General features: G+C 70.4%; 22 protein-coding genes. 17 read left to right on the top strand and 5 right to left on the bottom strand.

The annotated features are described in order from the left end of the window. The first annotated feature begins 107 nt into the window (after positions 1 to 107). From NGH83_RS14655 to NGH83_RS14625, 7 genes are all read left to right on the top strand, one after another. Entirely contained in the window at positions 108 to 482 is a 375-nt protein-coding gene (locus NGH83_RS14655; protein WP_251858546.1) for a helix-turn-helix transcriptional regulator, read from the top strand. A 10-nt stretch (positions 483 to 492) separates the two neighbouring features. Further along, positions 493 to 906 carry a VOC family protein gene (locus NGH83_RS14650; RefSeq protein ID WP_251856985.1) on the top strand — a complete coding sequence of 138 codons (414 nt, stop codon included), beginning with the start codon at positions 493 to 495 and terminating at the stop codon, positions 904 to 906. A gap of 63 nt (positions 907 to 969) precedes the next feature. Next, positions 970 to 1887: a DUF817 family protein gene (locus NGH83_RS14645; RefSeq protein ID WP_251856984.1), complete on the top strand. Its 918-nt coding sequence runs from the start codon at positions 970 to 972 to the stop codon at positions 1885 to 1887. Positions 1888 to 1911: 24 nt separating this feature from the next. Continuing rightward, positions 1912 to 2226, top strand: a complete 315-nt coding sequence (gene clpS, locus NGH83_RS14640) for an ATP-dependent Clp protease adapter ClpS (RefSeq protein ID WP_251856983.1) — start codon at positions 1912 to 1914, stop codon at positions 2224 to 2226. Further along, a complete protein-coding gene (locus NGH83_RS14635; protein WP_251856982.1) occupies positions 2223 to 2687 on the top strand; it encodes a DUF2017 family protein in 465 nt (154 codons plus the stop codon). The genes clpS and NGH83_RS14635 overlap by 4 nt, the downstream gene beginning before the upstream one ends. A gap of 111 nt (positions 2688 to 2798) precedes the next feature. Beyond that, positions 2799 to 4967, top strand: coding sequence for an ATP-dependent Clp protease ATP-binding subunit (locus NGH83_RS14630; RefSeq protein ID WP_251856981.1), 2169 nt, complete (start codon positions 2799 to 2801; stop codon positions 4965 to 4967). 2 nt (positions 4968 to 4969) lie between these two features. Further along, a complete protein-coding gene (locus NGH83_RS14625) occupies positions 4970 to 5854 on the top strand; it encodes a hypothetical protein (protein ID WP_251856980.1) in 885 nt (294 codons plus the stop codon). A gap of 66 nt (positions 5855 to 5920) precedes the next feature. Here the strand turns inward: NGH83_RS14625 and NGH83_RS14620 are convergent, their stop codons facing one another. The 4 genes from NGH83_RS14620 to NGH83_RS14605 form a co-directional block, all read right to left on the bottom strand. Continuing rightward, entirely contained in the window at positions 5921 to 7075 is a 1155-nt protein-coding gene (locus NGH83_RS14620) for a hypothetical protein (protein ID WP_251856979.1), read from the bottom strand. Positions 7076 to 7343: 268 nt separating this feature from the next. Beyond that, positions 7344 to 7682, bottom strand: coding sequence for a hypothetical protein (locus NGH83_RS14615; protein ID WP_251856978.1), 339 nt, complete (start codon positions 7680 to 7682; stop codon positions 7344 to 7346). Positions 7683 to 7778: 96 nt separating this feature from the next. Beyond that, a complete protein-coding gene (locus tag NGH83_RS14610) occupies positions 7779 to 8825 on the bottom strand; it encodes a low specificity L-threonine aldolase (RefSeq protein WP_251856977.1) in 1047 nt (348 codons plus the stop codon). A gap of 238 nt (positions 8826 to 9063) precedes the next feature. Continuing rightward, a complete protein-coding gene (locus tag NGH83_RS14605; protein WP_251856976.1) occupies positions 9064 to 10455 on the bottom strand; it encodes a DUF6421 family protein in 1392 nt (463 codons plus the stop codon). 205 nt (positions 10456 to 10660) lie between these two features. Between NGH83_RS14605 and NGH83_RS14600 the strand changes: the two genes are divergently transcribed. From NGH83_RS14600 to NGH83_RS14565, 8 genes are all read left to right on the top strand, one after another. Then, positions 10661 to 11230: a hypothetical protein gene (locus NGH83_RS14600; protein ID WP_251856975.1), complete on the top strand. Its 570-nt coding sequence runs from the start codon at positions 10661 to 10663 to the stop codon at positions 11228 to 11230. Further along, positions 11227 to 12852 (top strand): polysaccharide deacetylase family protein, encoded by a 1626-nt coding sequence (locus NGH83_RS14595; protein ID WP_251856974.1) that lies wholly within the window; start codon positions 11227 to 11229, stop codon positions 12850 to 12852. The genes NGH83_RS14600 and NGH83_RS14595 overlap by 4 nt, the downstream gene beginning before the upstream one ends. Positions 12853 to 12951: 99 nt before the next feature. Beyond that, entirely contained in the window at positions 12952 to 13989 is a 1038-nt protein-coding gene (locus NGH83_RS14590) for a LacI family DNA-binding transcriptional regulator (protein ID WP_251856973.1), read from the top strand. Between the two features lie 59 nt (positions 13990 to 14048). After that, positions 14049 to 15344, top strand: coding sequence for an extracellular solute-binding protein (locus NGH83_RS14585; RefSeq protein WP_251856972.1), 1296 nt, complete (start codon positions 14049 to 14051; stop codon positions 15342 to 15344). A 4-nt stretch (positions 15345 to 15348) separates the two neighbouring features. Continuing rightward, complete coding sequence (locus tag NGH83_RS14580; protein WP_251856971.1) at positions 15349 to 16314, top strand: carbohydrate ABC transporter permease; 966 nt, start codon at positions 15349 to 15351, stop codon at positions 16312 to 16314. 71 nt (positions 16315 to 16385) lie between these two features. Further along, the gene (locus NGH83_RS14575) at positions 16386 to 17219 is read left to right on the top strand and encodes a carbohydrate ABC transporter permease (protein ID WP_371872803.1); all 834 of its coding nucleotides are present in this window, start codon (positions 16386 to 16388) and stop codon (positions 17217 to 17219) included. A gap of 2 nt (positions 17220 to 17221) precedes the next feature. Next, positions 17222 to 18292, top strand: a complete 1071-nt coding sequence (locus tag NGH83_RS14570) for a glycosidase (RefSeq protein WP_251856969.1) — start codon at positions 17222 to 17224, stop codon at positions 18290 to 18292. Positions 18293 to 18400: 108 nt separating this feature from the next. Continuing rightward, on the top strand, positions 18401 to 20437 hold the full coding sequence (locus tag NGH83_RS14565; protein WP_251856968.1) for a hypothetical protein: 2037 nt from the start codon (positions 18401 to 18403) through the stop codon (positions 20435 to 20437). A gap of 25 nt (positions 20438 to 20462) precedes the next feature. Here the strand turns inward: NGH83_RS14565 and NGH83_RS14560 are convergent, their stop codons facing one another. Continuing rightward, complete coding sequence (locus tag NGH83_RS14560) at positions 20463 to 20837, bottom strand: hypothetical protein (protein WP_251856967.1); 375 nt, start codon at positions 20835 to 20837, stop codon at positions 20463 to 20465. A gap of 71 nt (positions 20838 to 20908) precedes the next feature. Between NGH83_RS14560 and NGH83_RS14555 the strand changes: the two genes are divergently transcribed. Beyond that, positions 20909 to 21832 (top strand): AEC family transporter, encoded by a 924-nt coding sequence (locus NGH83_RS14555; RefSeq protein WP_371872696.1) that lies wholly within the window; start codon positions 20909 to 20911, stop codon positions 21830 to 21832. A gap of 145 nt (positions 21833 to 21977) precedes the next feature. Further along, entirely contained in the window at positions 21978 to 22331 is a 354-nt protein-coding gene (locus tag NGH83_RS14550) for a hypothetical protein (RefSeq protein WP_251856965.1), read from the top strand. Positions 22332 to 22401: the final 70 nt, after the last annotated feature.

Raw genomic sequence — 22401 nt, 5'->3', positions numbered from 1 at the left:
CCTACCGGATGGTCTGAGACGCCCCTGTTCCGGTGCGGATCCGCCTGTGGGATGGTGGTCGCGTGGATCTCGACGACCTCGTACGGCTGCGGCGGGCGCGCGACCGGATGGACCGCGAGTACGCGGAGCCGCTCGATGTCCCCGCCCTTGCGCGGACCGCGCTGATGTCGCCCGGGCACTTCTCCCGCAGCTTCCGCGCCGCCTACGGCGAGACTCCGTACAACTACCTGATGACGAGGCGTATCGAGCGGGCCAAGGCGCTGCTGCGTCGTGGTGACCTGTCGGTGACCGAGGTGTGCGTCGCCGTCGGCGCCACGTCGCTCGGGTCGTTCAGCACGCGGTTCACCGAACTGGTCGGCGTCAGTCCGAGCGTCTACCGGTCGCGTGCCCATGACGCCGGCGCCGACATCCCCGCCTGCGTCGCGAAGGTCGCGACGAGACCGGTCAGGATCCGAGAAGCGTCGGCCGACCGGCCTGCCTAACGTGGCGACCATGGATATCACGCTTTCGCAGAGCTTCATCGCCACTTCCGATTTCGATCAGGCGCTCGCGTTCTACCGCGATGCCCTCGGACTCGAGGTCCGCAACGACGTCGGCTTCGAGGGCATGCGCTGGGTGACGCTCGGCTCGCCCGCCCAGCCCGACGTCTCCATCGTGCTCGAACCGCCGCTCGCCGACCCCACCGCTTCCGACGCGGACAAGCAGACCATGGCGGAGATGCTCGCGAAGGGGCTGCTCCGGGGCGCCATTTTCACCGCGGCCGACGTGGATGCCGCGTTCGAACAGGTGCGCGCCGCCGGTGGAGAGGTGCTGCAGGAACCGGTGGACCAGCCCTACGGAATGCGGGACTGCGCCTTCCGCGACCCGTCGGGCAACATGCTGCGAATCACTCAGTCGCGCGCCTGAACCCGGCCCGCGATCCACCCGCGCTCGCGCCGACGCGGGAGCCGACGACGTAGCCTGCTGTCGGTGGGCGAGGCGGCGAGCGGGGGACGACGGTTCGGCTTCACGCGCCTCGAGGCCCGCCTCGATGCCTGGGCCCGCGAGCTGCTCGACCGTGCGGCCGACCGCGGCGTGCGCGCATGGCTGATCGAGTTCGCAGCGTTCGTCGCCAAGCAGGCGTGGTCGTCGGTGTTCGGCTTCCTGCTGCTGGTCGCCCTGGTGCTCGCCCGGCTGCTCCACCCCGACGACGCGGCGATCGCCCGCAACGACGTGCTCACGGTCGTGGCGGTGATCATCCAGATCCTCATGGTGGCCACCGGCCTCGAGACCGCGCGCGAACTCCGGGTCATCGTGCTCTTCCACGTCGTCGGCACCGTGATGGAGCTGTTCAAGACCGACGTCGGGTCGTGGAACTACGACGAGGGCGGCGTGCTCCGCATCGCCGCGGTTCCCCTGTTCAGCGGCTTCATGTACGCCGCGGTCGGGTCGTACATGGTGCGCGTCTACCGGCTGTTCGACCTGCGCTTCGTGCGCTACCCGCCGGTCTGGGCCACCGCGGTGGTCGCCGCCGCGATCTACCTGAACTTCTTCAGCCACCACTTCGTCGTCGATCTCCGCTACCTCCTCCTCGTGCTGGTCGCCGTGCTGTGGTGGCGGACCACGATGGTGGTGCGGTCATTGCGCAGCAGCTTCCGACTTCCGCTTCTCGCCGCGTTCGCGGGACTCGCGGCGGTCATCTGGATCGCCGAGAACGTCGCGACGTGGGCGGGTGCGTGGGCGTATCCCGATCAGGTCGACGGGTGGGAGCCCGTATCGGCGTCGAAGCTGGTCTCCTGGTTCCTGCTGATGATCGTGTCGGTCGTGCTCGTCACCTGGGTCTACCCGCCGAAGCCGCCCGACGGCGAGGCCCGCCCCGAGGTCGACCGTGACAGGGTTGAGATGTGAGGGTGGAGACATGAGGGTGCAGAGATGAGCGACGTCCTGGAGGGGACCCGGATCGAACCGACGGGCGTCGAAGAGGTGGTCCTCGACGAGGAGCTCTCGCTCGGGTCGCCGTGGGTCGTGATCGTCTGGGACGACCCGGTCAACCTCATGACCTACGTCACCTGGGTGTTCACGAGCTACTTCGGCATGCAGAGGGACCGAGCGGAGCGGCTGATGCTGCAGGTGCACAACGACGGCAAGGCGGTCGTCGCGTCCGGGGTGCGCGAAGAGATGGAGAGGCACGTGGAAGCGCTGCACGGCTACGGACTCTGGGCGACGCTTCGCCGGTCCGAGGAGTGACCGCGGGATTCGTCCGGCGGGGCGACGGCATCTACCGGGCGTTCTCGGAAGACGAGATCCGGGTGCTGCGCGGCCTCGCCGAGGGCCTCGACCGCACCGTGTCCCAGGCCGAGGCGGGCGACCCGGTCCTCGCCCGCCTGGTGCCCGACGCCTACGGCGCCGATGACCCCGAGGCGTCGGCGGAGTTCGCCGAGTTCACCCGTGAGCGGATTCTCGACGCGAAGCGCCAACGGCTCGCCGCGCTGACCGCCGGCCTCGAGCGCGCCGACTTCCTCGCTCTGGGCCCCCAGGAGGCGCAGGACTGGCTGCTCGCGCTCAACGACATCCGCCTCGCCCTCGCCGAGCGCATCGGACCGGAGCGGCTCGAGGCCTCCGACCTCGGTGCCACCGGTGAGATCTACGGCTGGCTCGGCTGGCTGCAGTCCGGTCTGATCGACGCCATGGAGGAGCCGGTTCGCTGAGGGCGAGCGCGGCCGGGCGCGAACCTCTAGCGCCCCGGGGCACCTGAGCAATAAACTTGAGTCACCAAGACTCAACTTATCGTCATCGGTCGACAAGATCAGGAGGTATCGATGGCACGGATGCAGGGTGCCCCCTCGAGCGACGAGCAGCCGAAGTCTGCCCTCGAGCAGTACGGCATCAACCTCACCGAGATCGCCCGCAGCGGCAAGCTCGATCCCGTCATCGGACGCGATTCCGAGATCCGGCGCGTCAGCCAGGTGCTGACCCGCCGCACCAAGAACAACCCCGTCCTCATCGGCGAGCCCGGCGTCGGCAAGACGGCCGTCGTCGAGGGCCTCGCCCAGCGCATCGTCGCGGGCGACGTCGCCGACTCGCTGAAGGACAAGCAGCTCGTCGCCCTCGACATCTCGGCGCTCATCGCCGGAGCGAAGTACCGGGGCGAGTTCGAGGAGCGCCTCAAGGCGGTCCTCAAGGAGATCAACGACTCCGACGGCCAGGTCATCACCTTCATCGACGAGCTGCACACCCTGATGGGCGCGGGCGGCGGCGAGGGCTCCGTGGCCGCCGCGAACATGCTGAAGCCGATGCTCGCTCGCGGCGAGCTGCGGATGATCGGCGCGACCACGCTCGACGAGTACCGCCAGTACATCGAGAAGGACGCCGCGCTCGAGCGGCGCTTCCAGCAGGTCTTCGTCGGCGAGCCGAGCGTCGAGGACAGCGTCGCGATCCTCCGCGGGCTGAAGCCGCGCTACGAGGCGCACCACAAGGTGGCGATCGCCGACTCGGCGCTCGTCGCGGCGGCGTCGCTGTCCAACCGCTACATCACCGCCCGTCAGCTGCCCGACAAGGCCATCGACTTGATCGACGAGGCCGCGTCGCGACTGCGCATGGAGATCGACTCGGCACCGGTCGAGATCGACGAGCTCCGCCGCTCCGTCGACCGGCTGAAGCTCGAGGAGCTCGCGTTGAAGCGCGAGAAGGACGACGCGTCCAAGGAGCGGCTCGAGAAGCTGCGCGAAGATCTTGCGGAGCGTCAGGCGAGGCTCGCCGAACTCGAGCGGCGGTGGGAGCGCGAGCGGGCCGACCTCAACCGGGTCGGAAACCTCAAGGAGCGTGTGGAGGCCCTGCAGATGCGGGCCGAGCGGGCGCAGCGCGAGGGCAACCTCGAAGAGGCGTCCCGCCTGCTCTACGGCGAGCTGCCGGTCATCGAGCGTGAGCTCGCCGAGGCGGAGCGCGCCGAAGCCGAGCCGGCCGAGCCGCGGATGGTGAACGACCAGGTCACCGACGAGGACATCGCCGCCGTCGTCGCCGCGTGGACGGGCATCCCGATGGGGCGTCTGCTGCAGGGCGAGACCGAGAAGCTCCTGAACCTCGAGGCGGAGCTCGGCAAGCGGCTCATCGGCCAGAAGAAGGCAGTCCACGCCGTCGCCGACGCCGTCCGCCGCACCCGCGCGGGCATCTCCGACCCCGATCGTCCGACCGGATCGTTCCTCTTCCTCGGACCGACCGGCGTCGGCAAGACCGAGCTGGCGCGGGCGCTCGCCGAATTCCTCTTCGACGACGAGAAGGCCATGGTGCGCATCGACATGAGCGAGTACGGCGAGAAGTTCGCCGTCTCGCGCCTCGTCGGCGCTCCTCCCGGCTACGTCGGATACGAGCAGGGCGGCCAGCTCACCGAAGCGGTCCGCCGTCGCCCGTACTCGGTGGTGCTGCTCGACGAGGTCGAGAAGGCGCATCCCGAGGTCTTCGACATCCTGCTCCAGGTGCTCGACGACGGACGTCTCACCGACGGTCAGGGGCGGACGGTCGACTTCCGCAACACGATCCTGATCCTCACCTCGAACCTCGGCAGCCAGTTCCTCGTCGACCAGTCGCTGACGAGCGAGCAGAAGGAGGAGGCGGTGCAGGCGGTGGTCCGTCAGGCCTTCAAGCCCGAGTTCGTCAACCGTCTCGACGACATCGTCGTGTTCCAGGCGCTGTCCGCCGACGACCTCGGCTCGATCGTGTCTCTCTACATCGACCGGCTCGAGAGGCGCCTCTCCGGGCGTCGTCTGCAGCTCGCCGTCACGCCCGACGCCCGCACCTGGCTCGCCGAGCGCGGCTACGACCCGGTGTACGGCGCGCGGCCGCTGCGCCGCCTCATGCAGCACGAGATCGACGACCGGCTCGCGAACGCACTGCTCGCGGGCGCCATCCGCGACGGCGACACCGTGCGCGTCGATGTCGGCGCCGACGGCGACGGACTCGACGTCGTCAAGTTCGAGAGCGCCCTGGCCTGACCGTGGCCGATCTCGGCGCAATCGCCGACACCCTCTACGCACAGCTCCCCGCCCGGTTCATCGCCGAGCGGGGAGCCGCCGCGAAGCGCGCGAAGGCCGACGGCGACCGGGAGGCCTCCGCGGAGATCGCCCGCCTCGGCAAGCCGTCGGTCTCGGCGTGGGCGGTGAACATGCTGGCGCGGCACCGCGCCGACCACATCGCCTCGTTCCTCGAACTCGGCGAGACGCTCCGGAGCGCGCAGGACGACCTCGACGCCACCGCGCTGCGCCAACTGACCGCGCAGCGGCGCAAGGTCGTCGAGCAGCTCGCCGACCAGGCCGAGGCGCTCGGCGCCGAACTCGGCCAGAAGGTGGGGCCGTCCGCGCGCGATGAGATCGAGCAGACCCTCCTTGCGGCGCTCGCCGACGAGGACGCCGGAGCCGCCGTCCGCTCCGGTCGACTCATCCGGGCGATCAGCTCGACGGGCTTCGATGCCGTCGACCTCGCGGGCGCCGTGGCGTTGGGCGACGCGCCGCCGGCGCCGCGGGCTCGGCGGACGAAGGGTGGCGGAGCTCGGGTCGACGACCTCGACGCGGCGCGGCGCAAACGGGACGACGAGCGGGCCGAGGCCGAGCGGCGGGAACTCGAACAGCGCCGAGCGGAGGCGACGCGTGCACGCGATGACGCGGCTGCGGCGCTCGCCGAGGCGAAGACCGCCCGTGACGCCGCCCGAGCGGAGCGCGACGACCTGCTCGATCAGCAGTCCGACCTGCAGCGCCGCCTCGACGAGGTCGCCGACGCGCTGGAGGCGCAGGAGGAGAAGCTCGAGGACCTGGTCGCGGCGAGGGCGGCGGCGGCCGACGCGCTGGCGAAAGCGGAGCGCGCCCTGACCGACCTCGACCGCTGACACCGAGGTGCCCAGTTCTGCGGGTTCTCGGCGCTCGAGACCCGCAGAACCGGGCACCTCGTTCGGTCAGCGCGCGGCGACCTTTGCCAGGCGGCGGCGTGCCCCGAGCATGATCGCGCCCACCGCGAGCAGCGCGAGGGCCAGCGGACCCATCAGCGCCGCTTCGGAGGGACCGGTGTCGGGGAGGACGGGCGCCACGGGCGTCGTGTTGATCGACGAGGTGACGATCGGCGGTGCGACGAGGCTGAAGGTCACCGGCGCCGAGGGCAGGGACAGGATCTCTGGGATCAGCGAGGTGCTCGGGTCGCTGATGTGCACGGCGGTCACCGCGAAGGTGCCGAGCGCGAGCGTGTACGTGGCCGTCCACGTCCCGTCGGGCTGCACGAGAATCGGCGCCGCGAGGCTGAGCGGGTCGACCGTGGCGAGCGCGGCGAGGCTCGCCTCGTCGGCCGGGACGATGACGATCGCGATGCCGTTGCCAGGGATCCCGGTACCGGAGAAGGTCACGGAGGTGCCGACGATGCTCGTCGCGGTCGGAGCGGTGATGACCGGGGTGTCGACCGGATCGGGGAGATCAATCGAGACGGTCACCGGCTCGAGCGCCGTTCCGGTCGCGTCGGTGCCCGAGAAGGTGACGCTCACCGGGTTCTCGGTGGCGGGCGCGAAGGGGATGATGACGACGAATTCGCCGTCCGCATCGACGGGGATCGGTCCCAGCGCCAGGTCGCCGAGCAGGGGGTACTCCGTTGTCGCCGTGATGCTCGACCCGAGGGGCGCCGTTCCGGTGTAGGTCACCGTGCGGGTGTCCGCGGTGTCGCCCTCGAGCGGGCTCGTGATCTCGATGGTGCCGGCGGGGACGGGAGTGGACTCAGAGTCGTCGACGCCCTGCTGTCCGCCGTCGTCGGCCTGGTCGGTGTCGTCCGCCGGAGCGGCCTCGGGGCTCTGCGCGTCCTCTTCCGACGGCGCGGTCGCCTCGGGCTGAGTGGACTCGCCCGACGGAGTGGTCTCGTCCTGCTGCTCGGTCGTGTCAGCCGGGGCGGTGCCTTCGGCCTCGGTCGACTCGTCGGCCTCTGCGCCGGTGGGGGAGGTCTCGACGACGATCGAGCTGGTGGACGGCTCGGATTCGGCGTGCGCGGGCGCCGCGAAGAGCGCGCCTCCGAGCGTGAGAAGAGCGGTGGCGGGCACGACGAGGGCGCCCCGCCAGGGGCGGGAGAGGGTCATGGGTGTGGCCTTCGGGGTAGGGGTGGGGGTCCGGCCACCGGGGCGGGTCACCCCGGTGCAGCGCCGAGCGTCGAGGGCCGACGTACCGAGGCCGCTCTCAGCTGGGCAACAGCAAACACTCCGCGAACGGGGGTCAACCCCAATCTCCGGCTGATTCACAGGATTCTGCCGGTGGCCGTCGATTTCGCCCGTCTCCTCCCGCTATCCCAGCGCTGAGCACGGCGGCGCGCCGGTCGGCCCTGACCGGCTGAACCTTCTGAGCCTGTCGTTACGCGCAGTACTCGGTGGCGATGTACCGCACCGCCGACTGCACCTGCTCCTCCGTGAGCTCTTCGTCCGCGACCCCGCCGAGTTCTTCGAGCGCGAGCTCGTCGACCGCCTCGCTGTCGTCGCCGTCGTCGATCGCCGCGCAGATCGCGTCGGCGGCCTCGATGGAGCCCTCGCCGCCGAGTCCCGGCGCGATGTCCTCGAGCGCGACGAGCAGGGCGTCGTCGTCGATCGGCTCCGGCGTCTGGGCGCCGACGGGCTGTGCGTTCTGCCCCGTGCAGCCGGCGAGCAGCGTGGCGGCGAGGGCGAGCGGAACCAGGGAGAGACGGGAGGTGCGCATGCCATCACGCTAGGAAGCGGGAGCTGGTATCACCCTGTTTTCCGGCGTGCGTCCATCGGCCTCCCAGCGGATGCGGAGTCTGCGCGGGCCCGCGGCTTAGCGCTCGAGCTCCTCCCGGATCGCGGCGGCGAAGGCGTCGACATCCGCTTCGGTGGTGTCGAACGCGCACATCCACCGGACCTGCCCGGCGGCCCGGTCCCAGTCGTAGAAGCGGTACCGCTCGCGGATCCGATCGGCGGCGGCGTTGTCGAGCACGGCGAACACGGCGTTCGCGTCGGTGCTCTGACTGAACGAGAGGCCGGGAACATCCTCGATGGCGGCGCGGAGGCGGGCTGCCATGGCGTTCGCGTGGGCTGCGGAGCGGATGCCGAGGTCGTCGTCGAACAGGGCGAGCAGTTGGGCGCTCGCGAAGCGCATCTTGCTGGTCAGCTGCATGCTGAGTTTGCGCAGATAGGTGAGTCCGGTGGCTCGGGCGGGGTCGAGTACGACGATCGCCTCGGCGCCGAGGAGACCGTTCTTGGTGCCGCCGAAGCTCAGCACGTCGACGCCGGCGTCGGCGGTGAACGCACGGAAGTCGACGCCGAGGGCAGCGGCGGCGTTCCAGATGCGCGCCCCGTCCATGTGCACGGCCATGCCGTTGTCGTGGGCGTAGTCGGCGATGGCCCGCACCTCGGTGGGCGAGTACAGGGTTCCGAGTTCGGTGGTCTGCGTGATGCTCACGGCGAGCGGCTGGGCGCGGTGCTCGTCGCCCCAGCCCCACGCCTCGGTGGCGACGAGGTCGGGGGTGAGCTTGCCGTCGGGCGTCGGCACGGTGAGGAGCTTGAGTCCGCTCACCCGCTCGGGCGCACCGGCTTCGTCGGTGTTGATGTGCGCGGTGTCGGCGGCGATGACGGCGCCCCACCGCGGCATCATCGACGTCAGGGCGACGACGTTCGCGCCGGTGCCGTTGAATACGGGGAACGTCTCGGCCGATTCGCCGAAGTGCTCGCGCACGACCTGCTGGAGCCGGGCGGTGTAGACGTCGCCGCCGTACGCGACCTGGTGTCCGCCGTTCGCCGCAGCCAGGGCCGCGAGCACCTCGGGATGCACCCCCGCGTAGTTGTCGGAAGCGAACGTACGACTCTCGGCATCATGCAGACTCACCCCCACATCCTCCCAGGTCGGATATTGCGGGCAGGAACGCACGTTCCGGCGGGCCACTTCGCCCGGAACGTGCGTACCCGCGCTAGTGACCCCGGCAGGATGCTTCATTCTCCGATGACCGCGCCATCGCCACGCTCTTCGCCTACGGGAGACGCCTCACCCGAGCACTCGACGCGGAAACGCACGTTCCGGGCGACACGCCGCGCCGGAACGTGCGTCTGTGCCCGTAATATCCGACCTAGGGGCGGAGGCCGGCAGTGCTCTCGATGACGCCGGTCATCTTCTTCGCCAGAGCCTCGTAGAACATCGACAGGGGGAACTCGTCGTCGAGGACGGCGTCCGTCATCCCCTTGGGCGGACCCGACAGGATCTCGTCCGACAAGCCGCGAGCCCACGCCGACGCCGGATGAGGGGCGAGCACCGACCGCACCAGGTCGTACGCCGCCAGCCAGTGCACCGTCTTCGGCCGGTCGATCGAACTCCAGTACAACTCGTCGATCGCGTCCGAGAGCGCGACGACCGCGTCGGGCACCGCCTCCCAGTCGAACGCGAGCGCCGTGTCGGTCCAGTGCAGCACGCGACGCTGGTGCAGCCAGGCGAACAGCAATTGACCGCCCAGCCCGTCGTAGTTGCGCACCCGCGTGCCGGTGAGCGGGAAGCGGAAGAGACGGTCGAAGAGCACCGCGTACTGCACGAGCCGCGCCCGGTCGCGCGTCAGCTCGTCGGTGCCCGGGTCGCGCATGAGCCGCACCGACTCGCGGAACGCGGTGAGGTCGCACCGCAGTTCCTCGAGCGAGTAGAGGAAGTACGGCATCCGCTGCTTGATCATGAATGGGTCGAACGGCAGGTCCCCGCGCATGTGGGTGCGGTCGTGGATGAGGTCCCACATGACGAACGTCTCCTCCGCCAGGCGCTGGTCGGCGAGGAGCCGCTCGGTGTCGGCGGGAAGCCCGAGCTTCGTGATCCGCGCCGCCGCGCGCGTCACGACCCGGAACCTAGCCGCCTCGCGGTCGGCGAAGATCGCACCCCATGTGAACGCCGGCACGGCCCGCATCGCGACCGTCTCGGGGAACAGCACCGCCGAGTTGGTGTCGTACCCGGGCGTGAAGTCGAGGAACCGGATGGGGACGAAGAGGGCGTTCGAGTACGGGCCCGACTCGAGCGCGTCGACGAAGTCCGGCCACAGCGTCTCGACGAGAACCGCTTCGAGCAGTCGGTCGGTGCTGCCGTTCTGCGTGTACATGGGGAACACCACGAGGTGGCGAACCCCGTCGCGCCGGTCGAGCTGCGGCTGGAAGGCGACCAGCGAGTCGAGGAAGTCGGGAACCCCGAATCCGCCGTCCCGCCACGCCCCGAGATCCGTCACCAGGGCGTCGAGATACGCCGCGTCGTGCGGGAACAGCGGCGCGAGGGCCTGCACCGACGAGACCACCCGGTCGAGGAGGCGTGACGCCTCCGCCGGATCGGCGCCGTCGTCGAGTGCGCCGTCGTGGCGTTGCAGGCTCTGGAACGCGGTGGCGGCGGCCTTGAGGGAGAACCAGTCGGCGGGCAGCTCGTCACTGTCCTCGACGACCCTGTCCTCGACGACCTCGGGTTCACCGATGATCGCCGTGCGCACTGCATCCGTCATGTGTTCGCCTCCTTTGGCCCTAGTTCCTGTGTTCGATGTCCTGCGTCTGGTGTCCGGGTGTCCGGCATGGCGCCGCACCCGCTCCCTTCCGAGACTGCTGCCTTCCGAGACTATGGAGCGTCGGGCGGGTGGATGATTGCACCGATGCGCAGCTTTGCTGCGCGCTGCGCCGATTCGTTGCGAACCGAGCGCTAACGTGCGCTCGATGGACGATTCGCACGGTCGCGACCGGCTCCAGCGCTCCCGCCGCGGGCGCCGGGCGGCGGTCGTTGTCGGCGGGGTGGCCGCCGGCGCCGGAATCCTCGCGGGAGGCGCGTTCCTGCTCGCCGCGGGACCTCTGGCCGGGTTCCCCGTCGAGCGATTCGATCGGGCGGCGGTGCTCACGCTCGATGACGGACACGACAGGATCGGCGTCGCCGTCGACGAGGGATGGGCGCGCCTCGGCCTGCTGCCCGACCCCTCGCGCGTGCTGCTCGCCTCACCCGACGACCGGATGCACGTCACACTGTCGCTGAACGACCGCGGCGACGACCTGCCGGCCGACCTCTCGGATGGGACGGAGCCGCGGTGGCGCACCGAGACGCTGTCGAGCGGCGCGCGAGTCCAGCACACGACCCGGAAGGACGAGGACGGCGGCGGATCGATCCTCGCCGTCGTCGAGATCCCCGGTCACCGCGTCCCCATCGCCGTCGTCGCCGAGATCCGCGGCACCGACCCCGACGGCTATCGCACCGAGGTCGCCGCCATCGTCGCGTCGATGGAGGTGACGCCGTGAGGCGGCCGGCCGCGCCGGTTCTCGCCGCGACGGCGCTCGCCGCGGGCGTGCTGGTCGCGCTCTCCGGATGCAAGGTCGACCTCGCCGACCCGACCTGGCATCCCCGTCCGGCGGCCACTGGGGCGGTGGCGCTCGCCGCGGGCCCCGAGGCAGATGCGGGAAACGACGCAGGCGTACCGAATTCCGCGGAGTTCGCACCCGACGCGCCCGCCCTCGGACTCGAGACTCGCGTCATTTACTCGGACGCCCCCGGCGCTCGCATCGCGGCGCGCTGGATCGAGATCCCAGGCAATGACGTCCTCAACTCCCTCCTGCGCGGCGAGGTCCGGCGACTCATCGACGAGAACGCCGCCGCGACGGGCGTCGCCTACGTGCCGCGCGCCGACGGACCTCGCTCCGGCGCTGGCGTCGTCTGTCAGCCGGGCTCGGCCAGCGGCCCGGTGGGGGAGCTGCTCGCCGACCCGGTCTCGACGGCGCCGGGCGACGGGCGTTCCGTGAGCGTCGTCTGCGAGATCGTTGCCGCCACCGGCCGTCTGGTCGTGCAGAAGATCCGGATCGTGGTCGCTGACGGCGCCGAGGTGCAGACGGACACCGTCCGCACGCTCTACGCCGACACCCACGGCGCTTTTGTGGCGGAGCCCGCCGACCTCCTCGACGCAGGGCAGACGCCGCAGCTGCTGCGCTCGATCGTCGAGACCCTGAAGATCGCTGCCGGCGCGTTCGAGCCCGCGATGCAAGAGGATCCCTCTGGATGGCCGCCCGACCGGCTGACCGCCCTCTTCACGGATGTCGAGCTGACACCGGACGGGTCGCTCGTCGTGCGGCTGCCGAGGGACTTTCGCACCGACGAGCTGGATGCCCTCGGAGCCCTTCCCGACGACCCGCCGCTGGTGGTCACCGTGCCGGCGGTATCGGCCGGTCAGTACCTGACGCCGCGCGGCACCGAGATCGCGGCGGCACTGGCCGTGGGCGCGCCCCTCGACCTTCCCGCCGCCGAGGCGCGCGGCCGAGAACCGGTCGACTGTGCGTTCTTCGCCTGCGTCGCGCTCACCTTCGACGACGGCCCGGGACGCTACACGTCGGGCGTGCTCGACGAGCTCCGCTCCCGCCGGGACGCCGCCACCTTCTTCGTGCAGGGGGTGAACATCGGCGGCGACGAGGACCTCGTGCGCCGGGCGTTCGACGAGGGCCACCAGATCGGCAACCACACCTGGGCGCACCCGCACCTGACCGGGTTGAGCGACGCCGACGTCCGACGCGAGCTCGGCGAGACCACCGCGGCGATCGTCGCGATCACCGGCCAGCGCTCGATGACCTACCGGCCGCCCTACGGCGACATCGACGATCGCGTGCAGCGCCTCGCCGGCATGCCGGCGATCCTCTGGAGCGTCGATCCCGAGGACTGGCGGATCCCGGATGACGCCACGCTGCTCGAGCGCACGGTCGACCGGCCGGTCCCGGGCGACATCGTGCTCTGCCACGACATCCACGAGAACACCGCCCGCATGGTGCCCGCCATCCTCGACGGCCTCCACGCACGAGGCTTCACCCTGGTGACCGTCGATCAGCTGCTGGCCGCCGCTCCGCCTGGAATCGGTGACACCGTGCGCTCGGCGCGCTGATTCCGAAGCGACACGTCGCGATTCTTCACAGGGAAAACTGAGGTTCCCTTCTTACCGTCGACTAAACCGGTTCAGTTCGACCGGTCCACGAGTTCGACGATGAGCGAGGTGACGGCGATGGCGCGCAAACCGACCATCCTCGACGTCGCCCGCGCCGCCGGTGTCAGCAAGGGACTCGTCTCGTTCGCGCTCAACGACCGCCCGGGCGTCGCAGCGGGAACCCGTCAGCGCATCCTCGACGCGGCCGACGAACTCGGATACCGCCGCAGCATCGCCGCCCGCTCGTTGTCCACGCGCACCTCGTTCGCGCTCGGGCTGGTCGTCGCGAGGAACCCGGACGTCATCGCCGCCGACCCCTTCTTCCCCGGCTTCATCTCGGGCGTCGAGCAGGTGCTGGCGCAGCGAGGCCGGGCGCTGGTGCTGAGCTTCGTCCCCGACGACGAGGCCGAGGCCGAGACCTACCGCACCTTGGCGGCCGACCAGCGGGTGGACGGCGTCTTCCTGACCGACCTCCGCACCGACGATTTCCGCCCGGCGCTGCTCGAGCAGCTGGGGCTTCCGGCCGTCTCCCTCGGCAGGGTCGACGGCGGCGGACCGATGGCCGCGGTGACGCTCGACGACACGCCGGGCATCACCGACGCCGTCCGTCATCTCGCGGGCCTCGGACACCGCCGTATCGCGCACGTGGCGGGCCCCGCCCGGATGCTGCACGCCCTCCACCGGCGCGACGCGTTCCTCGCGGCGTCGGCCGAGCAGGGGCTTCCCGGGACCCTCGTGGTCGAGACCGACTTCAGCGCCGCCGACGGTGCGGCCGCCACGGCGGCGCTGCTCGATCTCGACGACCGCCCCACCGCGATCGTCTACGCGAACGACCCGATGGCGATCGCCGGTCTCGGGGTCGCGCACCGCCGCGGCCTCGACCTGCCGACGGACCTGTCGATCACCGGCTTCGACGACTCGGACATCGCGGATTACATCTACCCCGCGCTGACCTCGGTGCGCACTCGACCTGGCCAGTGGGGCGAGGCGGCCGCGGCGACCCTGCTGCAGCTGGTCGACCACGGCGCCGCACCCGACCTCGACCTGCCCCCCGCGGGGCTCGTCGTCAGGAACTCGACCGCACCGCCGCGGTCGTGACCGACGAAGGCGGCGTCGCCGCCGCCTTTCAGCGAAGAAGTTCGACAGAAGGAGAGACAGTGATTACTTCCTCGAAGACGAGGTGGCTGGCCGGAGCGGGCCTCGCCACCGTCGGCCTGCTGGGCCTCACCGCGTGCGGCGGGGGCGGCGCTGCGTCGACCGACCTGACCGCCACTGGGCCCATCACCATCTGGTACTCGAACAACGAGCAGGAGGTCGAGTGGGGTGAGGCCATGGTCGAAGCCTGGAACGCCGAGCACCCGGATGAGCAGATCACCGGCCAGGAGATCCCCGCGGGCAAGAGCAGCGAGGAGGTCATCGGCGCGGCGATCACCGCGGGCAACGCCCCGTGCCTCGTCTTCAACACCGCCCCGAGCGCGGTCGGCCAGTTCGAGCGCCAGGGCGGCCTCGTGAACCTCTCCGACTTCGAGGACGGCGCCTCGTACATCGAGGAACGCAGCGGAGACCTCGCGGAGCAGTATCAGAACGCCGACGGCGAGTACTTCCAGATGCCGTGGAAGAGCAACCCGGTGCAGATCTTCTACAACAAGGCCATCTTCCAGCAGGCGGGTCTCGACGCCGAGAACCCGGCCCTGTCGACCTACGACGACTTCCTCGCGACCTCGAAGACCATCGTCGACTCGGGCGCGGCGCAGTACGCGATCTGGCCCGCGCCCACCAGCGAGTTCTTCCAGACCCAGTTCGACTTCATGCCGCTCTACGCGGCCGCGACCGGCGGAGAGGGACTCGTCGTCGACGGCGAGGCGACCTTCGCCGATGAGGCCGGCTACGGCGTCGCCGACTTCTGGAAGACCCTCTACGACGAGGGACTCGCGGGGCGCGAGCAGTGGCAGGGCGACGCGTTCGCCGACACCCAGGCGGCGATGGCGATTGTGGGACCGTGGGCGATCTCGGTCTACGACGACATCGATTGGGGCTCGGTGGCCGTGCCCACCCCGGACGGCACCCCGGCGGAGGACACCTGGACCTTCAGCGACGCGAAGAACGTCGGACTCTTCACCGCCTGCGAGAACAAGGGCACCGCGTGGGAGGTGCTGAAGTTCGCCACTAGCGAGGAGCTGGACGGCGCGCTCCTCGAGACCACCGGGCAGATGCCGCTGCGGCAGAACCTGCAGGAGACCTACGCCGACTACTTCTCGGCCAACCCCGCCTATGAGGCATTCGGCGCCCAGGCGGCACGCACGATCGAGGTCCCGTCCGGGCCCAACACCGTGCAGATGCTGCAGGCGGTGCGCGACGCGTGGAGCGAGTCGGTGATCTTCGGCGAGGGCGACCCGCAGGAGGCGCTCGACGGCGCGGCGCAGGAGGTCACCGACCTGGCCGGACAGCAGTGACCCCATGAGCACCCTCGCCCCCTCTCCGAAGGCCCCGGCGCCGCAGCGCGCCGGGGCACCGGAGCCGCCCGTCGCGAAGCACGGTCTGCTGAGACGCGTGTTCGGTCGGCAGCCGCTCGGACTGCTGTTCAGCACGCCTTACCTGGCGTTCGTCATCCTGGTCTTCGCGTTCCCGATCGTCTACGCGGTGTGGATCTCGTTCCACGACTTCTTCTTCGCGGCGCCCGGTGCGCAGGTGGACCGGCCGTTCGTCGGCTTCGACAACTTCGTCGCCGCCTTCTCGAACCCGCAGGTCCTCCGATCGTTCGGCAACATCGGCATCTTCCTGATCATCAACGTGCCGCTCACCGTGGTGCTGTCGATCGTGTTGGCCGCCGCGCTCAACAAGGTCGTGCACGCCCGCACCTTCCTGCGGGTCAGCTTCTACGTCCCCTACGTCACGGCGAGCGTCGCGGTCGTCGCGGTCTGGCTGTTCCTCTTCAACGGCAACGGCCTGGTCAACAGCATCCTCGGTCCGCTCGCACCCGACCCGAGCTGGCTGATCAACGAGCAGCTGGCGATGCCGGTGATCGCGCTCTACGTGACCTGGAAGCAGCTCGGCTTCTACATCCTGCTGTACCTCGCGGCGCTGCAGAACGTGCCGAAGGAGCTGTACGAGTCGGCGTCGACGGACGGGGCGGGCAAGCTCCGGCAGTTCTTCTCGGTGACCGTGCCCGGCGTGCGGCCGGCGACCGTGCTGGTGCTGCTCGTCTCGACCGTCACCGGGGCGAATCTCTTCACGGAGCCCTACCTGCTGACCGGCGGAGGAGGACCGAACGGAGCGTCGGCGTCGCCCGTGCTGCTGATGTACCAGCTCGGGATCCAGCAGGGGCAGCCCGATGTCGCCTCCGCGATCGGAGTCGTCCTCGTCATCGCGGTGCTCATCGTCGCCTGGTTGCAGAACCGCTTCGCGGGGGAGAGGGAGTCATGACCGCGCAGACGCAGACCGCCGCGCTCTCACCGGACCGCGGGTCGGCCGCACCGCGCCGCCGGCCGGCTGGGATGACCCGATTCCAGGTCGTCCTGCGAGGGGTGGTGCTCGGTCTCGGTGCCGCCGCGTTCCTCTTCCCGTTCTATTACATGGTCATCGGCTCGCTGCAGACCGACCCCGATCCGACCATCGCCGGCGCCGTGCCCAACCCGTCGAACCTGACGCTCGAGAACTACGCGAACGTCAACGACCGCATCAACCTGGTGTCGGGGCTCGTCAATTCGGGCATCTTCACCGGCGGGGTGCTGCTCGGCACCGTGGTGTTCGGGGTGCTCGCGGGGTACGCGCTCGCGATGCTGCAGTGGCGCGGCCGCTCGGCGACCTTCGCGCTGGTGCTCCTAGTGCAGGTGATCCCGTTCCAGCTGCTGCAGATCCCGCTGTACGTGCTGATCGCCCGCGACTACGGGCTCGCCGACAACCACCTCGGCATGATCCTGCCGTTCCTCATCAACTCGACAGCGGTGATCATCTTCCGGCAGTACTTCCTGCAGCTGCCCAAGGAGCTGTTCGAAGCCGCCCGCATCGACGGCGCCGGCGAGCTGAAGCTGCTGTGGAGCGTCGCGCTGCCGCTGGTGCGCCCGGCGCTCGTCACCGGGCTTTTGCTCACCTTCATCGGCCCCTGGAACGAGTTCCTCTGGCCGTTCCTTATCACCAAGGACGCGACGAAGCAGCCGCTCGCCGTCTCCCTCGCCAACTACATCTCGAACGTCGCGTCGTCGACCGACAACCCGTTCGGAGCGATCCTGGCGGGCGCGGTCGTGCTCGCCGTCCCCGTGGTGGTGCTGTTCATCGTGTTCCAGCGCTACTTCGTCTCGACCGACCTCGGTTCCGGAGTGAAAGGATGACCATGACCGATCCCACCACCGTCCCCTACCGCCTCGAGCGCGCGGGAGTCGTGATGGAGCCGGAGCCCGGCAACCCGTTCGAAGCGGAGGGGGTGCTGAACCCCGGCAGCGGCCGCGGCCCCGACGGCGAGGTGTATCTGCTTCCTCGTCTCGTCGCGGACGGCAACGTCTCCCGGGTGGGACTCGCCCGTGTCGTCGTCGAGAACGGGGCGCCCGTCGCGGTCGAACGCGAGGCGGTCGTGCTCGAGCCGGATCGCGGATGGGAACGGGGCGCGAACAACGCCGGCGTCGAGGATCCACGCGTGACGTTCCTCGACGACCTCGGGCTGCACGTCATGACCTACGTCGCCTACGGCCCGCTCGGGCCCCGCACCGCGATCGCCGTCTCCTCCGACCTGCGCGAATGGACGCGACTCGGCCCGGTGTCCTTCGCCTACGACGACACCTTGGACATGGACCTCAACCTGTTCCACAACAAGGACACCGTGTTCTTCCCCGAGCAGGTGACCGCGCCGGACGGCACGCGATCGTATGCGGTGCTGCATCGACCGATGTGGGACATCGGCGAAACCAAGCCGGGTGAAGGGGTGCGGCTGCCGGCCGGCATCGAGGATTCCCGACAGAGCATATGGATCAGCTACGTGCCGGTGGAGGAGGTCGAACGCGACCTCGCGAACCTCACCCGCTGGACCCGGCACCGCTTCCTCGTCGGCCCTGAGTTCCCGTTCGAGGAGGTCAAGATCGGCGGCGGCCCCGCCCCTCTGCGGGTGCCCGAAGGCTGGCTGCTGCTGCACCACGGAGTGACCGGCGTCATCGACAGCGCGTTCGCGCAACAGCAGAAGGTCAACTACGCGGCGGGTGCCATCCTGCTCGACGGCGACGACCCCTCGAAGGTGCTCGCCCGCACGTCCGAGCCGCTGCTCAGCGCCGAGACCGAGGACGAGCGCAGCGGCATCGTGCCGAACGTCGTTTTCCCGACCGCGATCGAGGAGATCGACGGGCAGCACTTCGTCTTCTACGGCATGGCCGACTCGAAGATCGGCGCAGCCCGCCTCATCCGCACCACCGGATGATCGCCGCGCCCGGCCGGGCGGAGGACCGCGACCTGATCCTCCGCCCGGCCGACCGCGCACCCGATGAGACCCCGACGAGACGAGACTTCCGACGAAAGGAGACGTTCGATGGCGAACGTCCTACGCCGCGGCACCGCAGCCGCTGCCATCACCGCCGTGACCGCGGCGCTGCTCACCGCCGTCGCGGTGCCCGCCCACGCCACCGATGAGGCGGCCCCGCTCACCAACACCGCCCACCTCGACTTCCTGCTCGACACCGCCGCTCCTCCGGCGGTCGACGGACACACGACCTACCGGCTCGCGGAGGAGCCGTCCATCACCCTGCCGTGGACCTACGCCGACGCCCGCGACGGAGGCGCCTTCGAGCGCATCGGCGGCGGACCGCTCGACGAGGCGACCGGCGACTACGCTCAGGGCGCCTACAACACCGACGATGTCGCGCGAGCCGCCGTCGTCTACCTGCGGCACTGGCAGCAGACGGGCGACGAGGGGAGCCGGGAGAAGGCATACGAAGTGCTGCGCGCGCTCGCCTACTTCCAGACCACCACCGGCGAGGATGCGGGCAACGTCGTGCTCTGGATGCAGACCGACGGCACGCTCAACCCGAGCGCCGAACCGGTCGAGCTCCCCGACCCGAGCGACTCCGCCGACAGCTACTGGCTCGCCCGCACCCTGTGGGCGCTCGGCGAGGGCTATGCGGCATTCCGCGACGCCGACCCGAAGTTCGCCGCGTTCCTGCAGGAGCGCCTGCGTCTCTCGACGGGTGCGGTAGAGCGCGAGGTGCTCACCCGGTACGGCGAGTACGACATCGCCGACGGCGTCGAGGTGCCGGGATGGCTGATCGCCGACGGCGCCGACGCGACCGCCGAATCGCTGCTCGGTCTCTCCGCCTACGTCGTCGCCGAGCCCGACGACGAGGCGGTACGGGCGACCACAGCGAAGCTCGCCGACGGTGTGGCGTCGCTCGCTCGCACGACCACCGACGCGGCCACCACCCAGTGGCCGTACGGTGCAGCGCTCCCGTGGGCACAATCGCGCAGCATGTGGCACGCGTGGTCGTCGCAGATGGCGACCGCTCTCGTCGCCTCGTCGACCGCACTCGGCGACCCGGAGCTGCTCCAGCCTGCGATCGTCGAAGGGGCTCGCTTCGCCCCGATCCTCCTCGCCGCCGGCGGCCCGCAGAACGGCTGGTATCCGAGCCCGACCGAGCGCGTGCAGATCGCCTACGGCGCCGACTCGCGGCTGCAAGTGTCTCTCGCGCTCGCCGACGCGACCGGGTCGAGCGCCTTCACCGACCTCGCCGCACTGCAGGGCGCATGGTTCTTCGGCCAGAACCCTGCGAGGGAGGCGGTCTACGACAGCGCCACGGGGGTCACCTTCGACGGCATCGAGGCGGACGGCCGCATCAACCGCAACTCCGGAGCAGAGAGCACGATCCACGGACTGCTCGCGATGCTGGCGCTCGACGCGCACCCCGACGTCGCGGCGCGGGCGCAGACCCTGACCACCGAGACCGCGCGGAAAGGACTCGCCTTCGTCCAGGCGGAGGACGCGGTGTCGACCGACGGCGAGATCGTCACCCCCGAGTCGTCGTGGACGGAGGAGTCGTCCTGGAACGGGGACTTCCTGCGGCTCGACCGCGGACGGACCGCGACGTTCGACCTGGGCGAGGCCGATGGAGTCCGCATCCTCGAGCCGGTCACCTGGAACCCCGAGTCGGGCGTCGATCCCTCGGCGTCATCGTTGTGGCGCAGCAAGTCTCTGCCTCTCGGCCTGCTGCGACACGAGGTCGGCGCGCAGGGCGTGACCGGGGCGTCGGGCGCGCTGCTGCCGCAGCGCCTGACACTCCCGTTGCCCGGGGCGCGCGCCTCCGTCGAGGTGCGAGCGATCGAGGGGGTGGTCGACCTCGACGGCATCCTCGTGCGCCCCGCGGTCTCCCGTCTCGAGACCACGGGTGGGGACCAGCGGTCGGTGCTCCTCGTCAACGGGATGGGGGTCCCGGTTCCCACCCCGGCGGGGTTCGAGGACCGCGCCTCCGTGGTGCGGATCTACGACGCGAACGGGACGCTCGTTCGCGAGCGCGCGCTCGACCGGTCTCGGCAGGTGCTGCTGCCCGCGCAGGGGTTCGCGGTGATCGACGGCTGATCGGTCAGGGGAGCGGTGTGCCGGATCAGAAGAAGTCGGGCACACCGCTTCCGGCGAGGAGGAAGCCGCCGAACCACGCCGCGACGGCGAGGAGCGCGGTCGTGAGCGGAATCCAGAAGGCCAGTCGGCGCAGCACCAGCACGATGATGGAGGCGGCGACGCCGAGGACGATGATCACGATGGGCGCGATGAAGGCGACGATCACCCCGGCATCGATGCGCGCGTAGTCGCAGGTCTGCGCGGTGCACGGGTCGCTCACCATGACGAGCAGGCCCGCCATGATCGCGGTCAGCACGCCGAGCACCGGGAGCGGCAGCACGAGCACGATGGTGAGGACGAGGTCCCAGATCTTCACCGGGCGCCTCGTCGACACCGGTTCGGCGGCGGTGCGGGTGCTCACGCTCCGACTGTAGGCACCCGCGCCCGCGGGAGAAAGGCCCGGGAGGGCATCGGAGCGGCGTCCGGCAGACTATGACCGTGGCGGGTGTGCTGACGGGCTTCGGGATCATCGCCGTCGTCATCGGCATCGGTTACCTCGTCGGCCGCATCGGCCTGCTCGGTCCCGACGCTCCGCGGGCGCTCAGCCGGCTCGTCTTCTTCGTCCTCTCGCCCTGCCTGCTCTTCACCGTGCTGGCCGATGCCGAGGTGCACAGCCTCTTCTCCACAAGCCTCGTGGTCGCCGCCGTCGCCGCGATCACCTGCTCTCTGCTGTTCGTCGGGATCGCGCTGCTGGTGTTCCGGCGGAAGCTGCCCGAGGCGATCGTCGGGTCGCTCGCCGCCGGCTACGTCAACGCCAACAACATCGGCATCCCGGTCGCGGTGTACGTGCTCGGCGACCCGGCGTTCGCCGCGCCCGTGCTCCTGCTGCAGCTGCTCGTGCTCGCGCCGATCTCGCTCACCCTGCTCGACCTCACCACCTCGGGCAACGTGTCGCCGCGCCGCATCCTGCTCCAGCCGCTCACGAACCCGATCCTGATCGGCTCGGCACTGGGAGTGCTGGTCTCGGTGACGGGCCTGCCGATCCCCGAGCCGGTGATGGAGCCGTTCCGCATCATCGGCGCCGCCGCCGTCCCGGTCGTGCTGATCGGCTACGGCATGTCGTTGCACGGTCAACGCGTCCTCGCGCCGGGCACCGACCGCCGGGATGTGATCCTCGCGTCCACCATCAAGCTCGCGATCATGCCGGTCATCGCATGGATCGTCGGCACCCTGCTCGCCCTCGACGCACCGACCCTGCGAGCCGTCGTTGTGCTCGCCGCGCTCCCGTGCGCCCAGAACGTCTTCAACTTCGCCCAGCGCTACGGACGCGGCGAGGTCATCGCCCGCGACTCGGTGTTCGTCACGACCGTCGGATCGCTGCCGGTGCTTCTCGTGGTCTCGCTGCTGCTCGCTTGAGCGGCATCGGATCCTCATGGCGTGCTCCGGCTCGCCTGCGAGGGGACGCATCGCCGGCTCTTCGCGCTCTGCCGGGCCGCTGCGAGACGCGGGTTCTACCGTCGACCCTCCACCGAAGGCGCGAGCCGGATCAGGAGAGAACGACATGACGACACCAGTAAAGACCGACGCGGCACACGGACCTGCCACCCCGCAGCATCCCACCTCGGCTTCCGCCGCCGACGTCCACGCCAGCCCGCCGGCGGGACGGGCGTCGGGGGCGAACCCGCGCAGCGTGCGGCCCCGCTGGCTGCTTCCGGTGGCGATCGCCGCCACCCTCGTGGCCGGCATCGGCATCGGGGCCATCGCGGGCGGTGCCATCGGCTTCGCACTCGGCGGTTCCGGCGTCGGCTCGTCACAGACCGGGTTCGGGCCAGGAGGCGGGCAGATGCCCGACGGCGGGTTCCCGGGCGCGCCGGGCGGGCAGACCGACGGCCAGGCCGACACCGACGCGAGCTGAGGCACTCGTCGTTAACCTGCCGCCGTTACCCTGTGGCCCCGCGCGCCCACCTCGTCCGGCGCGCGGCCAC

The sequence above is a fragment of the Herbiconiux sp. L3-i23 genome (assembly GCF_023734115.1).
GTDB lineage: Bacteria > Actinomycetota > Actinomycetes > Actinomycetales > Microbacteriaceae > Naasia.
This window is presented reverse-complemented; position numbering and strand designations above follow the sequence as displayed.

Bases quoted from the DNA above. Each gene is read 5' to 3' on its own strand.
- NGH83_RS14655 (WP_251858546.1), top strand. From the start codon at position 108: ATGGACCGCGAGTACGCGGAGCCGCTCGATGTCCCCGCCCTTGCGCGG.
- NGH83_RS14650 (WP_251856985.1), top strand. From the start codon at position 493: ATGGATATCACGCTTTCGCAGAGCTTCATCGCCACTTCCGATTTCGAT.
- clpS (WP_251856983.1), top strand. From the start codon at position 1,912: ATGAGCGACGTCCTGGAGGGGACCCGGATCGAACCGACGGGCGTCGAA.
- NGH83_RS14630 (WP_251856981.1), top strand. From the start codon at position 2,799: ATGGCACGGATGCAGGGTGCCCCCTCGAGCGACGAGCAGCCGAAGTCT.
- NGH83_RS14620 (WP_251856979.1), bottom strand. From the start codon at position 7,075: ATGACCCTCTCCCGCCCCTGGCGGGGCGCCCTCGTCGTGCCCGCCACC.
- NGH83_RS14615 (WP_251856978.1), bottom strand. From the start codon at position 7,682: ATGCGCACCTCCCGTCTCTCCCTGGTTCCGCTCGCCCTCGCCGCCACG.
- NGH83_RS14605 (WP_251856976.1), bottom strand. From the start codon at position 10,455: ATGACGGATGCAGTGCGCACGGCGATCATCGGTGAACCCGAGGTCGTC.
- NGH83_RS14600 (WP_251856975.1), top strand. From the start codon at position 10,661: ATGGACGATTCGCACGGTCGCGACCGGCTCCAGCGCTCCCGCCGCGGG.
- NGH83_RS14590 (WP_251856973.1), top strand. From the start codon at position 12,952: ATGAGCGAGGTGACGGCGATGGCGCGCAAACCGACCATCCTCGACGTC.
- NGH83_RS14580 (WP_251856971.1), top strand. From the start codon at position 15,349: ATGAGCACCCTCGCCCCCTCTCCGAAGGCCCCGGCGCCGCAGCGCGCC.
- NGH83_RS14575 (WP_371872803.1), top strand. From the start codon at position 16,386: ATGACCCGATTCCAGGTCGTCCTGCGAGGGGTGGTGCTCGGTCTCGGT.
- NGH83_RS14570 (WP_251856969.1), top strand. From the start codon at position 17,222: ATGACCGATCCCACCACCGTCCCCTACCGCCTCGAGCGCGCGGGAGTC.
- NGH83_RS14565 (WP_251856968.1), top strand. From the start codon at position 18,401: ATGGCGAACGTCCTACGCCGCGGCACCGCAGCCGCTGCCATCACCGCC.
- NGH83_RS14555 (WP_371872696.1), top strand. From the start codon at position 20,909: ATGACCGTGGCGGGTGTGCTGACGGGCTTCGGGATCATCGCCGTCGTC.
- NGH83_RS14550 (WP_251856965.1), top strand. From the start codon at position 21,978: ATGACGACACCAGTAAAGACCGACGCGGCACACGGACCTGCCACCCCG.